Origin of the sequence: Dactylosporangium sp. NPDC005572 (genome assembly GCF_040605515.1) — a bacterium.
In the GTDB taxonomy this organism is placed as follows: Bacteria; Actinomycetota; Actinomycetes; order Mycobacteriales; family Micromonosporaceae; genus Dactylosporangium.
Genome location: NZ_JBEXCY010000032.1, coordinates 5,817 through 20,518 on the forward strand (window position 1 = coordinate 5,817; position 14,702 = coordinate 20,518).

12 protein-coding genes are annotated in these 14,702 nt (G+C 71.1%); 7 read left to right on the top strand and 5 right to left on the bottom strand.

Translation table 11 applies throughout. From position 1 onward, the window contains the following. Nucleotides 1–68: 68 nt before the first annotated feature. The 3 genes from ABZS66_RS18235 to ABZS66_RS18245 form a co-directional block, all read right to left on the bottom strand. Entirely contained in the window at nt 69–1,202 is a 1,134-nt protein-coding gene (locus ABZS66_RS18235; protein ID WP_354758980.1) for a magnesium and cobalt transport protein CorA, read from the bottom strand. Nucleotides 1,203–1,424: 222 nt separating this feature from the next. Further along, nucleotides 1,425–2,516 (bottom strand): PLP-dependent aminotransferase family protein, encoded by a 1,092-nt coding sequence (locus ABZS66_RS18240; protein ID WP_354758982.1) that lies wholly within the window; start codon nt 2,514–2,516, stop codon nt 1,425–1,427. Between the two features lie 181 nt (nt 2,517–2,697). Beyond that, complete coding sequence (locus ABZS66_RS18245; protein ID WP_354758984.1) at nt 2,698–3,084, bottom strand: CBS domain-containing protein; 387 nt, start codon at nt 3,082–3,084, stop codon at nt 2,698–2,700. 105 nt (nt 3,085–3,189) lie between these two features. Here ABZS66_RS18245 and ABZS66_RS18250 point away from each other — a divergent pair, with 105 nt between their 5' ends. Then, nucleotides 3,190–4,626: a GuaB1 family IMP dehydrogenase-related protein gene (locus ABZS66_RS18250; protein WP_354758986.1), complete on the top strand. Its 1,437-nt coding sequence runs from the start codon at nt 3,190–3,192 to the stop codon at nt 4,624–4,626. Between the two features lie 82 nt (nt 4,627–4,708). Further along, the gene (locus ABZS66_RS18255; protein WP_354758988.1) at nt 4,709–6,052 is read left to right on the top strand and encodes a hypothetical protein; all 1,344 of its coding nucleotides are present in this window, start codon (nt 4,709–4,711) and stop codon (nt 6,050–6,052) included. On the opposite strand, the gene ABZS66_RS18260 is transcribed toward ABZS66_RS18255, so the two are convergent. Continuing rightward, nucleotides 6,020–7,369 carry a hypothetical protein gene (locus tag ABZS66_RS18260; RefSeq protein WP_354758990.1) on the bottom strand — a complete coding sequence of 450 codons (1,350 nt, stop codon included), beginning with the start codon at nt 7,367–7,369 and terminating at the stop codon, nt 6,020–6,022. The genes ABZS66_RS18255 and ABZS66_RS18260 overlap by 33 nt on opposite strands. Then, nucleotides 7,366–8,523, bottom strand: coding sequence for a glycosyltransferase family 4 protein (locus ABZS66_RS18265; RefSeq protein ID WP_354758992.1), 1,158 nt, complete (start codon nt 8,521–8,523; stop codon nt 7,366–7,368). The genes ABZS66_RS18260 and ABZS66_RS18265 overlap by 4 nt, the downstream gene beginning before the upstream one ends. Before the next feature lie 44 nt (nt 8,524–8,567). On the opposite strand from ABZS66_RS18265, the gene ABZS66_RS18270 reads away from it, so the two are divergent. From ABZS66_RS18270 to ABZS66_RS18290, 5 genes are all read left to right on the top strand, one after another. After that, the gene (locus ABZS66_RS18270; protein WP_354758994.1) at nt 8,568–9,428 is read left to right on the top strand and encodes a DNA-formamidopyrimidine glycosylase family protein; all 861 of its coding nucleotides are present in this window, start codon (nt 8,568–8,570) and stop codon (nt 9,426–9,428) included. A gap of 5 nt (nt 9,429–9,433) precedes the next feature. Further along, entirely contained in the window at nt 9,434–10,882 is a 1,449-nt protein-coding gene (locus ABZS66_RS18275) for a DUF2142 domain-containing protein (protein WP_354758996.1), read from the top strand. Nucleotides 10,883–11,086: 204 nt separating this feature from the next. After that, complete coding sequence (locus tag ABZS66_RS18280) at nt 11,087–12,601, top strand: sugar transferase (RefSeq protein ID WP_354758998.1); 1,515 nt, start codon at nt 11,087–11,089, stop codon at nt 12,599–12,601. Nucleotides 12,602–12,641: 40 nt separating this feature from the next. Beyond that, entirely contained in the window at nt 12,642–13,829 is a 1,188-nt protein-coding gene (locus ABZS66_RS18285) for a histidine kinase (protein WP_354759000.1), read from the top strand. Beyond that, nucleotides 13,826–14,605 (top strand): LytTR family DNA-binding domain-containing protein, encoded by a 780-nt coding sequence (locus ABZS66_RS18290; protein ID WP_238009235.1) that lies wholly within the window; start codon nt 13,826–13,828, stop codon nt 14,603–14,605. Before ABZS66_RS18285 ends, ABZS66_RS18290 begins: the two co-directional genes overlap by 4 nt. The last annotated feature ends 97 nt before the right edge of the window (nt 14,606–14,702 follow it).

Consider the following 14,702-nt stretch of genomic DNA (forward strand, 5'->3'; position numbering starts at 1 on the left):
CTACGCAAGGACCGGAACTACGCAAGGACCGGAACTACGCAAGGACCGGAACTACGCAAGGACCGGAACTACAGCCAGCCGGCGCGGCGGAACATCCGGTACAGCGAGGCACAGCCCAGGAAGATGAACAGCATCAGCACCGGATAGCCGAAGACCCACTTCGTCTCCGGCATGAAGTCGAAGTTCATCCCATAGATACCGGCGACGGCGGTCGGGACCGCGGCGATGCCGGCCCACGCGGCGATCTTGCGCATGTCGTTGTTCTGGTCGACGCTCACCTGCGCCAGCCGGGCCTGCAGCACCGAGTTGATCACGTCGTCGAGGTACACGACCTGCTCGACCGCGCTCGCGAGGTGGTCGTTGACGTCGCGGAAGTACCGCCGGATCTCGTCCGGAACGTCCGCGAGCTGCCCGTTGGCCAGCCCGGCGAGGGGCCGCTGCAGCGGGAGCACGGCCCGCTTGAACTCCATCAGCTCGCGCTTGAGCTGGTACACGCGCTGGATCCGGTTGCTGCCCTTGGACCGGTCCGGGCTGAACACCTGGTCCTCGACGGCGGCGACGTCCTCCTCGATGCCGGTCGCCACCTCGGCCAGGGTGTCCACCACGCTGTCGGCGACGGCGTAGGCGACGGCCCACGGGCCCCGCTCCAGCACCTCCCGGCGCCGCTCCAGCCCGGAGCGCACCGGTGCCAGCCGCACCGCGTCGCCGTGCCGCACGGTGATGATGAAGTGCTCGCCGATGAACATCAGCAGGTCGCCCGTCTCGACGACCTCGCTGGTGTCGGTGAGCTCGTCGTGCTCGACGTAGCGAGCGGTCCGCATCGTTACGAAGATCATCTCTCCGTAGCGCTCGACCTTCGGCCGCTGCTTGGAGGTCACCGCGTCCTCGACGGCCAGCTCGTGCAGCTGGAAGGTCTCGGCGATGTGCGCCATCTCCTCGGCCCGCGGTTCCTTGAGCCCGATCCACACGAACCCGTTGCGGTGCCGGCGCGCGATGCGCAGGGCCTCCGCGTAGTGCCACTCGCCGGGCTGGCGCACGCCGTCGACGTAGACGGCGCAGTCGACGATGGCGCTGCCCATGGCGGGCTGGACGGCGGGGGCGGCCGGGGCCGCCGGGGTACTCAGCATCCGGGACATCGCCCGCACCGGTCGCGACAGCGCGCGCGAAAGGGGGCTGGTGTTCTGCTGCTGGTCGTCGGCCATCTCGACCTCCCGGAGTCATCGCATGGGAGGGCCGGCCCGCCCGGAAAGAAGTTGGCACCGGGTGGACCGACCGCAGGTGGGGGGTGGGGGCGCGGTCGGCCCACCCGGTGCCGTTGGGGGGCGGGGGGTGATGCCTGCAGCGCGATTCGCAAAGCGCGCCGGGCTGGATTTTGATCCATCCGGTACCGGCTGGGGAACCACCCCCACCATCACGTTTTGGTGTCAGCTTTTGCGAACGGCCTCGATCGCCGCCGCCAAGCGCTGCACACCCTCGTCGACCTGGTCCGTCAGCACCGCCGAATAGGCCAGGCGAACCGAGTGCCGGCCGCCCTCGATCAGGAAGTCGCTGCCCTTGACCACGGCCACCCCGAAGTCGCGGGCCGCCACCGTCTCCAGCTCGGTCGTGTCCACGTCCTCGGGCAGTTCGACCCACAGGAAGTAGCCGCCGTCGGGCTCCACGAACGTCGCGTCGGGGACGTGCTTGCGCAGGCCCTCGGCCAGCAGGTGGGCCCGCTCGCCGAGCGTCGCCGACACCTTCGCGATCGAGCGGCCGATGTCGCCGCTGACGCAGAACTGGTGGGTGATGGCCTCGGCGACCATGCTCGGCGAGATGTACAGGTTGGTGGCCTTCTTGGCGATCGCGGAGATCGTCGCCTGCGGCCCGACCAGGTAGCCGACCCGCAGCCCGGGGGCGATCGTCTTGGTGAAGGAGCTGGCGTGCACCACGACGCCGGTGGTGTCCTGGGACAGCATCGACGGCAGCTTCTCGCCCCGGAAGCGGATGTCCGCGTACGGGTCGTCCTCGAAGATCGTGAACCCGTACTGCCCGGCCAGCGCGAGCAGCGCCTGCCGCTTCTCCGCCGACAGGGTGACGCCGGCCGGGTTCTGGAAGTTCGGGATCACGTGGGCGAGCGTGGGGCGCACGCCGCTCTCCAGGAGCCGGCGGAGCTCCTCGATGTCGAGCCCGTCCTCCTCGATCGTCACCTGGTGGACCTCTGCGCCGCGGTTGCGCAGGTTGAGCAGCGTGCGGTCGTAGGTCGGCTTCTCCACCACGACGACGTCACCCGGCTTGACCAGGTGCTCGAACAGCAGCGCGTCGGCCTGCATCGAGCCGTTGGTGACGATGACCTGGTCGGCCTCGACGCCGTGCTTGGCGGCGATCCACGAGCGCAGGGGAAGGTAGCCGACGGACGTGCCGTAGGCGGTGATGCCAGCCGGGTCGGCCTCGAAGGCGCGGGCAGCGGCGGCCTTGAGCCCTTCGACGTCGATGATGTCGAGACTGGGCGCGCCACGGGCAAAAGAGATGAGCTGCATGATGGCAGCCTACGAGAACGGCCTGTGACCGCTCAGCCGACTTCCGGGCACTCCACCGGGTGGATGGCGGAGTGTTCTTCCGGTGGTGAACCCGTTCTGCACCGGACTTTCCCGCCGCACCGCCGACGCCCCGGCTATCCGAAGCGTCGACACGCACGGTTATGAAGTGCGCCACCCTCGCCTAGGCGAGGATCGTCGTCTGCACCCAGACCCGGATGATGTCGCGGACGGAGATCACCCCGAGCACGTCGTCGCCGTCGAGCACGACCAGGTGCCGGAAGCCGCCGCGCACCATGGCGCTCGCCGCCTCCTCGATGGTCCAGTTCGGGCTCGCGTAGACGACCTCCCAGGTGATGTGCTCGGCCGTGCGCTCGACGTCGGGGTCGAGGTCGGTGCCGATCGCATTGAGGATGTCGCGCTCGGTGATGATGCCCACGCCGGCTCCGTCGGGGTCGACGACGATCGCCGATCCGACCTTCCGGCCGGCCATCAGCTGAGCGGCCTGGCGCAGGGTATGGTCCGGGCCGACCTGGACGACGGCCGTGGACATGGCTTCGTGTACTTGCATGGCGCATCACTCCTCGCAAGGCACGGTACGGATATGGTCCCGCCCCGGAGCCGAACTCTCAAGACTTGCTCACCTACGGGTGCGGTCGAGATACAGTTCGAAAACGTGCGGTTTCTGAACGACCAGACGCCTGGCCACGATCTGACCTATGACGATGTCTTCATGGTGCCGAGCCGCTCGGCCGTGGAGTCACGGATGGCGGTCGACCTGAACACCCACGACGGCAGCGGCACCACGATTCCCATCGTCGTGTCGAACATGACCGCCGTCGCCGGCCGGCGGATGGCGGAGACCGTGGCTCGCCGCGGCAGTCTGGCCATCATCCCGCAGGACATCCCGATCGACGTGGTCGCCGAGGCGGTTTCCTGGGTGAAGCGCCGGCACCTGGTGCACGACACCCCGATCACGCTCGGCCCGACCGAGACCGTCTCGCTGGCGCTCGACCTGCTGCCGAAGCGGGCGCACGGCGCGGTGATCGTCGTCGAGGACGGCCGCCCGGTCGGCGTCGTCACCGAGGGCGACTGTGCCGACGTCGACCGCTTCACCCAGCTGCGCAGCGTGATGTCGCGCAACCTGCTCACGCTGACCGACGATCTGAGCCCCGAGGACGCGTTCAACCGGCTCGCCGCCGGCCACCACAAGCTCGCCCCGGTCATCGACCCGGCCGGCCAGCTCGTCGGCATCCTCACCCGCAATGCCGCCCTCCGGGCCACCCTGTACCAGCCCGCCGTCGACCGCGACGGCCGGCTGCGGGTCGGCGCCGCCATCGGCATCACCGGCGACGCCGCCGGGCGGGCCGACAAGCTGCTGGCCGCCGGCGTCGACGTGCTCGTGGTCGACACGGCGCACGGTCACCAGGAGCGGATGCTGGCCACGCTGCGGGCGGTGCGCGCGCTCGACCCGGGCGTGCCCGTCGTCGCCGGCAACGTCGTGACCCGCGAGGGCACCGCCGACCTGCTGGAGGCCGGCGCCGACATCGTCAAGGTCGGTGTCGGGCCGGGCGCCATGTGCACGACCCGGATGATGACCGGCGTCGGCCGGCCCCAGTTCTCCGCCGTGCTCGAGTGCGCCGCCGAGGCCAGGCGCATGGGCCGGCACGTATGGGCCGACGGCGGCGTCCGGCACCCGCGCGACGTGGCCCTGGCGCTCGCCGCCGGCGCGTCCAACGTGATGATCGGCTCCTGGCTGGCCGGCACCCACGAGTCGCCCGGCGACCCGCGCCGCGACGCCGACGGGCGCCTCTACAAGGAGAACTTCGGCATGGCCTCGGCTCGGGCCGTGAGCCGCCGCACCGCCGACGACACCGTCTACGAGCGCGCCCGCAAGGCGCTCTTCGAGGAGGGCATCTCGACCTCCCGGATGTACCTCGACCCGCGCCGCCCCGGCGTGGAGGACATTCTCGACGAGATCGTGGCGGGCGTCCGCAGCGCCTGCACCTACGCCGGCGCGGCCGATCTCGACGAGTTCGCCGAGCGTGCGACCGTGGGAGTGCAGAGCGCGGCGGGTTATGCGGAGGGGAAACCCCTTGACGTCAGCTGGTGATTGGGGCGCCTGCGGATAGTCTCGTCACCCGCAGGTCACGTATGGTGCGTGTCGTGAAGCTCGCTCGCAACCCTCACGGCTCGTGACCGAACAGCCGTCCCGGCGCCTGCAGGCGTTGCGTGTCGCCTCCCGCTTCGTAGGCGCCGGCCTACTGGACCAGGTGGTCATCGCCACCGCCAACGCGGCCAACACGCTGCTCGGCGGCATCCTGCTGTCCAAAGGTCAGTTCGGCGCGCTCGCGCTCGCGCTCAGCGTCGGGTACTTCTCCATGTACCTCAACCGCGCGATCGTCGGCGACGTGCTCCTCGCGCTCGCGTCCCGCTACGACGGCGACCACCGGGCGCGGCTCATCCGCAACGGGCTCACCACGGCGCTGTGCTCCGGCCTCGTGACCACGCTGATCTTCGTCGTGATCTGGCTGCTGTGGCCGCACAGCGGCAAGATCGACCTGCACGAGCTCATCTGGCTGGCGCCGTTCATGCTGCCGATCATGCTGCACGACACCGCGCGCTGCGACTACCTCGCGGACCGGCGCCCGGAGAAGGCGCTCGGCATCGACCTGGTGTGGTTCGGCACCCAGGCGGTCGCGATCGTCGCGATGGTGCTCACCGGCAACTCCAGCCCCGGCGGCCTGCTCGCCGCGTGGGGCATCGGCGCCACGGCCGGCGCGACGGTGTACCTGCTCCGCGAGGGGTACCTGCCGTGGGCCGGCAACCCGAAGGCCTGGCTGGCCGAGACCCGCCACCTGTCGGGCTGGTTCACCGCGACCGCGATCGTGGCCCAGGTCCAGGTGCTGTCGATCAGCTTCCTCGTGGCGGGCAAGCTGTCGAAGATCGACCTGGGCAACCTGCGGTTCGTCCAGACGGTCCAGCTCCAGCCGGTGCAGAACCTGGTGGCGGCGATCCAGGGCCTGCTGGTGCCCCGCGCCTCCCGCAGCGCGGCCGACGCCGCGAAGCCGGGCGCCGAGGGCCAGGCCGCCGCGGCCACCCTGCGCCGCCAGACCCGCCAGCTGGCGATCGCCTTCGCCATCCTCGGCGCGGTCATGGTCGCCGCCGTGTGGCCGCTGGTGTCGTGGATCCTGACCGAGACGGGCAAGTTCGCCGAAGCGGCCCCGCTGGCCCTGCCGATCGCCCTCCAGGGCGCGATCTACCTGCTCCAGGTGCCGTTCACCGCGGCGATGCGGGGCATGCACCGGGCCCGGATGCTCTTCGTGCAGTACGTGGTCTTCGCGACGGTGTCGCTGACCGGCCTCTCGGTGGGCGCCAACTACGGCCTCCAGGGCGCCGCGTGGGGCCTGCTGACCGGCTCGACGGCCGGCCTGATCTGCATGATGGTGCTCTACGTGTACGCGCTCAAATGGGTCAGCCCGCCACCGGAGCCGGCCCCGGCGTCGTCAACCCGCCTGGACGCGGCGCAGAACGCCTGACGACGCCAGGCGCGGCGCAGAGCGCGTGACGAGGTCGGCCTCGGCGGCCAGGAGGAGCACCCACAGGATGCCGCCGGTGCCGCCGAGGAGCCACTCGTTGGTCACGGCGCTCAGCAGGGCCGCCGGGAGCAGGACCAGCAGCCACGGCGGGGCGTTGGCGCGCCGGCGCCAAGCGTTCCACAGGAGCAGCAGCACCCCGGCCGCGAAGGCCAGTGCTCCCACCACGCCGGCCTTGCGGAACGCGGCGATGGGGGCGTTGTCGACGGTGAGCTTGATGTCCGCGCCGCTCGACGCCCGGTAGACCGTCGCCCGGGCGTCGCGGGTGTTGCCCAGCAACTGCTCGGCGATCGAGTCGGCCCGCCAGTCCGCGGCGACCTTGCGCCAGGTCTCGACGCGGCCGCTGCTCACGCCCGCGTCGCTGCCGTAGCGCTCCTTCAGCAAAAACCCCGGACCGTTGACCAGCAAGACCATGACGAGCGCGACAAAGGGTACAAGAGAATCACGCCAGGAAATCAGCGCATATGTGACCGTGGCCACCGCCAGCAGCAGGAAGCCGGTCCGCGAGTCGCTCACGCACAGGATCAGCGCCGCTACCGCCACCGTGCCGACGCGCTGCCACCGCGTGAGCGAGCGGTCGGCGCCGATCCGGATCGCGGCCAGCATCGCGGCCAGGGCCATCGCGTTGGGGTGCAGCAGCAGCCAGCGCATGCCCCAGAAGCGGTACTCGAAGCCCTCGCCCCACGGTGTGTCCGGCACGACGTGCGGCGCCGTGAACAGGTTGCCCGACCCGGCCAGCAGCAGCACCGCGATGCCCAGCAGGAGCGACACCGCGATGCCGAGGCTGAACCGCGGGCCGCGGAAGGCGAGCGCGACCAGGACGACGAGGCCGAAGTACCCGGCGTAGAGCAGCCGCTGCGCCGCGATGTCGACCTTGAGGACCAGCAGCGCGCCCAGGGTGCCGATCAGCCAGTACGAGACCCCGATCCAGGCCGTGCCGAGACGGACCGGGACCGAGAACCGCGCCCAGAACAGGAACAGCAGGCCCGACAGCAGCAGCAGCGTCCACACGACGATGCCGGTGTTCGTGTACGTCCAGCTCAGCACGCCCTGGGCGAAGAAGACCCCGCCCACCACGAGGCCGCGCCAGTCGACCCGCGGCACCAGCGACGCGCCGAGGGCCCCGGTGGCCGCCGCGAGCAGCCCGGCGACGGCGGCCAGCAGTGCGTCGCCCGGGCCGTCGACGGCGAGCTCGACCGCCCCGGCGGCCAGCCCGACGGCGACCACCGCGACGACCGTCCACCGGGCCCGCGTCGTCACGGCGAGGAGGCCACCGACTTGTAGATCGCCAGCAGTCGCTGGGTCAGCACGTCGGGCGAGAAGTGCTCCAGGTAGCGGCGCCGGGCGACGGGCGCCAGCTCGGCGGCACCGGCATACGCCGTCCGCAGGCCGTCGGCCAGGGCCGCCGCGTCGGGCTGGACGACCCAGCCGGCGTCACCGGCGAGGTACGGCATCCCGCCCCGGTCCGTCACGAGCACCGGCCGGCCGCCGGAGAGCGCCTCGAGGATGATCGTCGGGAGCACGTCGTGCCAGGTGGACGCGGCGATGACGCACGCCGCCCGACCGATTTCCGCCCGTACCACCGAATTGTCCACCGCGCCGAGGTAGGTGACGTCGCCGCGGCGCGCCGCCGCGTCGATCGCCAGTTGGCGCAGGGGCCCGTCGCCGATGATCCGCAGCGGCCCGAGCGCGCCGTCCGGGTGCCGCTCCCACGCGTCGAGCACCAGCGCGAGCCCCTTTTCCGGGCTGAGCCGGGCCGCGTAGAGGAAGCCTTCGCCGGTGTCCTGCAGAGAACCGGCGTCCGGGATGCCGTTCGGCTTCACCGTGATGCGCGCCTGCGGGATGCCGAAGTCCATGAGGTGCTCGGCGATCCGGTCGGTCAGCGCGATGAAGTGGTCGACGTGCTTCCAGGTGCCGCGGTGGTACGCCAGGGTGGCCGCCATCACCGCCGACTGCGCCTTGGAGTCGCGGTAGCAGGCGTGCTTGACCGCCGGCAGGGGGAACGCCTTCCCGCGGCACTCGGTGCAGATGTGCCCGTCGCGGAAGTACAGGCCGGGCGCGCAGACCTGCCGGTAGTTGTGCACGGTGTGGACCACGGGCACGTTGTGCGCGTGCGCCGTCTTGATGATCCACGGCGAGATCAGCGGATACGGATTGTGGAGGTGGACGATATCCGGTTTTTCCGACTTGAGGAGATCGGCCAGCGCGCGCTGCGACGTGCCGTTGCGCACCGGGGACAGTGGCAACAGCACCTTCTGCGCGGTGGAGAACGTGCCGATCTCGTCGGAGCTGCGCAGGAACGGCAGCACGGTGACCCCGGCCCCGGTGAGCTGCGCGATCTCCGCGTCGACGATGACATTTTCGCCCGACGGCTGGCCGGACGCATAGCGGTTGTGCGCGACGACGACCTTCATGACGGAAAAAGCCTACGGCCCGCGTTTTGCGGCAGACTGTACGGGTGCCCGAGCTTCCCGAGGTCGAGGCGCTCGCCGCGTTCCTGCGTGAGCGCGCCGTCGGCCACACCATCGAGCGGATCGAGGTCTCCGCGATCTCCGCGCTGAAGACGTTCGACCCGCCCGTCGCCGCCGCCTCCGGGCAGCCGATCACCGGCGCCTCCCGGCACGGCAAGTTCCTCGACGTCCACGTGGGCGACGACCTCCACCTCGTCGTGCACCTGGCCCGCGCCGGCTGGCTGCACTACCGCGACACGTTCAACGCCAAAACGCCGCTCAAGCCGGGCTCCGGCCCGATCGCGCTGCGCGTGCGCCTCGACGACGAGTCCGGCTTCGACCTCACCGAGGCCGGCACGAAGAAGAGCCTCGCGGCCTACTTCGTCACCGACCCGCGGCTGGTGCCCGGCGTGTCGCGGCTCGGCCCGGACGCGCTCGCGGTCTCCGCCGACGAGTTCGCCGCCGCCATCCGCTCCCGCAAGGGCCAGGTCAAGGGCGTGCTCACCGATCAGACCATCCTGGCCGGCGTCGGCAACGCGTACTCGGACGAGATCCTCCACGCGGCGAAAATGTCACCCTTCGCGCTGACCAGCAAGATCACCGACGAGGCGATGGCCCGGCTGCACGCCGCCGTGCGCACCGTGCTCACCGGCGCGGTGACCCGCTCGGTCGGGCAGAAGGCCGCGACGCTGAAGTCCGAGAAGCGCTCCGGCCTGGCCGTCCATGCCCGCACCGGGCTGCCCTGCCCGGTCTGCGGCGACACCGTGCGTGAGGTCTCGTTCGCCGACACCTCGCTGCAGTACTGCCCCACGTGTCAGACCAACGGCAAACCCTTGGCGGACCGCCGGTTGTCGAAGCTCGTACGCTGACGCCCGTGCGCCGTGCTTTCTGGGTGGCATTCGCCGCCTTCTTCCTGCTGGGGTCCGCCTGGGCGCTCGCCCTCCCGGTCAACGGCACGTACGACGAGAAGCAGCACCTGGTCCGCGCCTACGCCGTCTGGACCGGCCAGTGGCTGCCGGACGGCCGCGCGGTCGACGCCAGCGGCATCGAGACCAACGCGTTCACCGGCCCGCGCAGCCTGCTGCCGGAGAATGCGGACTGCACCTGGCTCGACAAGCCGACCTACCGCCCGGCGTCCTGCCTGCAGACCACGTCCGACCGGAGCGAGACGCTGGTGCCGACCGCGGCCGCGCGGTACAGCCCGGTCTACTACGCCCTGGTCGGCCTCCCGCTGCGGATCAGCCCCGACGGCACCGGCCTGATCCTGTCCCGGCTGCTCTCGGCCGCGCTCACCGCGCTGCTGCTGGCCGGCGCCGTCGGGCTGGCCGTCGGGGCCGGCAACCGCCTGCTCGTGGCCGCGATCACGCTGGCCGCCACGCCCATGGCGCTGAACCTGGCCGGGTCGATCAACCCCAACGGCCTGGAGATCGCCGCCGGCGTGCTGCTGTTCGTGGGCCTGCTGACCCGGGCCTACGGGCCGGCCGGCGTCGCCGCGGGCCTCCTGCTGACGGTCCGGGACCTCGGTCCGGCCTTCACGGTGGCGGTGGTGGCGGTGTCACTCTTCGTCAGCCGTACCTCACCGCGCGCGCTGTTGCGCCGCGCGTTCCTCGTGCCGGCGGCCCTGGGTGCGGCTTTTGCGGTGTTCTGGGCGACCGTCGCGTCGCGCTCCAGCGACCTGGAGACGACCCGCACCATCCCGCCGACCACGTCGGGCGCGATCCTGCGCGACATCGCCGACAACCGGGCCGAGTTCTGGGTGCGCCAGATCGTCGGCCAGTTCAACTACGGCGAGACCACGGTTTCGATCGGCATGATCGGGCTGTGGTACCTCCTGGTCGCCGCGCTGGTGCTCCCCGCCCTGTGGTTCGGCGACCGCCGGCTCCGCCTCGGCATCCTGGCGACCGCGGCCGCATGCGTGGTGCTGCTGGTGGCCATGGAGCTGTACTTCGCCCCGAAGGTCGGGCATTTCGCCCACGGCCGGTACATCATGCCCCTCGGCGTCGGCGTGGTCCTGCTGGCGGCGTTCGCCGACCGTTACACAGCGTGGCTGACGGACCGGAACTGGCTCGGTCGCGCGGTGCTCGTGGGCGTGGCCCTGACCGTACCGATGGATCTCTATGCCTTGGCCCGGGTTATGACGCGGTTCCAACACGGCATCAGCCATGGCCTCGACCCCCTGGGCGGCACCTGGCACCCGGCCGCCGGCAGCGTCCTGCCGCTGCTGTGCTGTGCGGTGGGGGGCGTGCTACTCGGGGTGATCGTCACCCGGAGTTCTGTCCGGCCTACGGCAGAGCACTCGACAGCCAACACGTTGAGCAACTAGTGTCGGCCGGTCATCGCCGGTTGCCTCGGCCGCCATGGGACACTCTTCACGTGCTTTCCGGTGTCCGTGATCCAGCCATGAAGTCGGGCAACCCAACCGGTCGAGCAGCTGAGCTCTGCGGCCCTGTGCCGTGGGGCGAGAGGACGCACTGAGGTGACCGCTAGTCTCCAACGTCCGGCCACCCCGCCGAGCCGGAGATCGACCTTGGGTGAACTCGACAGTTTCGAGATCCTCCCCGATCACGCTCTGACCCCGCTGGGCCCCAACGGCGTGCCCCGCTCGGGCTGGCAGCGCACCAAGCGCGCGGCCCGCTGGCACCGCCCCTATGCCGGGCTCCTGCTGCTGCTCGACGCCGCCGGCGTGGCGCTCGCCAGCCTCACGGCGCTGTCGAACATCGACCCCAACAAGACCAACGCCGGCTTCCAGCACAATCCTGGCCTGTTCAGCCTGACGGCCTACGTGCTGCTGCCGCTGATCTGGATCGTGGTGCTGTGGGGCCACGGCGCCTACGACCGCCGCTACCTGGGCACCGGCACCGACGAGTTCAAGCGCGTGGTCCGCGCCTCGTGGACGGTCGTGGCGATCGTGGCCTTCGCCGCGTTCGCCTTCAAGACCGACGTCTCCCGCACCACGGTCGGCACCGCGCTCGTCGGCGCCCTGCTGTATGTGCTCTTCCTGCGCTACCTGGCGCGCCGCGCCCTGTACCTCTCCCGCACCAAGTTCCACCTGGCGACCCACCGCGTGCTGCTCATCGGCACGCTCCAGGAGGCGATGGAGGTCCACCAGGCGATCGCACGGGACCCCGCCGCGGGCCTGGTGCCGGTCGCGATCCACCTCACCGAGGGCTACGCGCCGCACCCGAACACCAACACCCCGGTCCCGGTCCACGCCGGCCGCGACATCCTCTCCCTCGTCCGCGAGATCAACGCCGACACGATCGCCGTCTGCGGCTCCGCGAGCGCCGAGCCGGTGGAGCTGCGCCGCCTGGCCTGGCAGCTCGAGGGCACGGGCATCGAGCTGGCCGTCGCACCGCAGCTGACCGACATCGCGGGCCCGCGGGTGCACATCCGCCCGATCGAGGGCATTCCGCTGCTGTACGTCGAGGAGCCCAAGCTCTCGGGCCTCGGCTGGCTGTTCAAGAACGTCCTGGACCGGGTGCTCGCCCTGATCGGCCTGCTGATCGTCCTGCCGTTCTTCCCGATCATCGCCCTGGCGATCAAGCTCTCCGACCCGGGCCCGATCTTCTTCCGCCAGCCGCGCGTGGGCCGCGAGGGCAAGACGTTCCGCGTCTGGAAGCTCCGGACGATGTACGTCGACGCCGAGGAGCGTCAGGCGATGCTCGACGGACAGAACGAGAGCGACGGGCTGCTCTTCAAGATGAAGAACGACCCGCGCGTGTTCAAGGTCGGCAAGTGGCTCCGCGCCACGTCGATCGACGAGCTCCCGCAGATCCTCAACGTCCTCATGGGCGAGATGTCCCTGGTCGGCCCCCGCCCGCTGCCGGCCGAGGACGGCGACTTCCTGGGCGACGTCCGCCGCCGCCTCCTGGTCCGCCCGGGCATCACGGGTCTGTGGCAGGTGAGCGGCCGCAGCGACCTGAGCTGGGACGACGCGGTCCGCCTGGATCTGTATTACGTCGACAACTGGTCCCTGGTCCTGGACCTCCACACCATGTGGCGCACGGTCGGTGTGGTGGTCTTCCGCAAGGGCGCCTACTAGCACCTGGTCAAACCCCGGGCGCGCCGTCACGATGATGCGCGTGGGAGGGAACCTCGTCGCTGCGATCGTGGTCGTCGTGCTGGCGGCCGCGCTCGGCGGGGCCGTGTACGCCGCGATCCGGCTGCGTGGGCGGCGGGCCATCGCGACCGCCGCGCAGCGGGCGACGTACGACGTCCTCCACATCGCCGCCCTCGCCGCCGAGCCGCTGCAGGCCGGGCTCACCGAGGCGGCCGCCGGGAAGGCCATCCGCCACCTGCGCACGCTGACCGGCGCCGCCGGGATCGCGGTCACCGACCCGCAGCGGGTGCTGGCGTTCGACGGCACCGGCGACCACCATCGCGAGCAGATCGCGACCGCCGCCACCAAGGCCGTCACCGCCGGCCGCTCGACCGTGCTCGGCAGCGACGAACTGCCCTGCGACCTGGTCGACTGCCCGGTGCGCGGGGCGGTGGTCGTGCCACTGGCCCAGCGGGAGGGCGCCCTCGTCGCGCTGTCGGACGGGCCACCGGCCCCGGGGCTGGTGCAGGCCACGGCCGAGACCGCCCGGTGGGTCGGCACCCAGCTCGCCCTGGCCGAGCTCGACACCTCGCGGGCCCGGCTCGCCCGGGCCGAGGTGCGCGCGCTGCGGGCCCAGATCAGCCCGCACTTCATCTACAACGCGCTCACGGCGATCGCCAGCTTCGTGCGCACCGACCCCGAGCTGGCCCGGGAGCTGATCCTGGAGTTCGCCGAGTTCACGCGGTACTCCTTCCGTGCCCACGGCGAGTTCACGACGCTGGCGGAGGAACTGCGCTCCATCGACCGGTACCTCACCATCGAGCGCGCCCGGTTCGGCGAACGGCTCCAGGTGCGGCTCCAGATCGCGCCGGAGGTCCTGCCGGTGACCCTGCCGTTCCTGTGCCTCCAGCCGCTGGTCGAGAACGCCGTGCGGCACGGGTTGTCGCGCAAGCCGGGGATGGGCACGATCAGCATCGTGGCGCGCGACGCGGGGGCCGAGTGCCACATCACCGTCGAGGACGACGGCGTGGGCATGGACCCGGCGGCGCTGCTGCGGCCCGACGACAGCACCGACGCCGGACAACACGTCGGCTTGCGCAACGTCGACGATCGGCTACGTTCAGTCTTCGGCGACGGTTTCGGTGTCGTGGTAGAAACGGCGCTCGACGCCGGCACCAAGGTCAGCATGCGGGTCCCGAAGTTCCACCCAGGAGTCAGGAGCGGCGCATGAAAGGCGTGATCGTGGAGCCGGCGACCGGCTACCTGCGCGTGCTCGCCGTCGACGACGAGGTGCCCGCGCTGGACGAGCTGGCGTACCTGCTGCGCGCCGACCCCCGCGTCGGCCGCCTGCACACCGCCGGCGACGCGACCGAGGCGCTGCGGGTGCTGCGCGACGTCGACGTCGACGCCGTGTTCCTCGACATCCGCATGCCCGGCCTCGACGGCATGGAGCTGGCCCGGGTGCTCGGCCGGTTCGCCAAGCCGCCGGCCGTCGTGTTCGTCACCGCCTACGACGACCGGGCGGCCGAGGCGTTCGACCTCGGCGTCGCCGACTACGTGCGCAAGCCCGTCCGCGCCGACCGCATCGCCGAGTCGCTGCGGCGGGTGCTCGCCACCCGGCTCGTGCCCGCCCACCCGTCGGTCGCCGCGCGCCGCGACCGGCAGGACGACCCGACGATCCCGGTGGAGCTCGCGGGCACGACCCGGATGCTGCCGCGCTCGTCGGTGCGCTGGGTCGAGGCGCAGGGCGACTACGCCCGCCTGCACACCGCCGACGCCTCCCACCTGGTCCGGGTCTCCCTGGCCACCCTGGCCGAGCGCTGGGCCGATGCCGGTTTTGTCCGGGTTCATCGCTCGTACCTCGTGCAGCTCAAGCTCATCACCGAGCTGCGCATGACGAACAGCGGGTACGTTGTGCTGATCGACGACCACGAGTTGCCCGTCTCGCGCCGCCACACGCGCGAGCTCAAGGACCGGCTGGTGCGCGCCGCCAAGTCGTGGACCTGACGAATCTTTCTTCTGGGCCGCGGCCTTCGGCTCCTAGCCGGTCCTTCTTCTGGGCCGCGGCCTTCGGCTCCTAGCCGGCCCAAATGTCTCCACAATC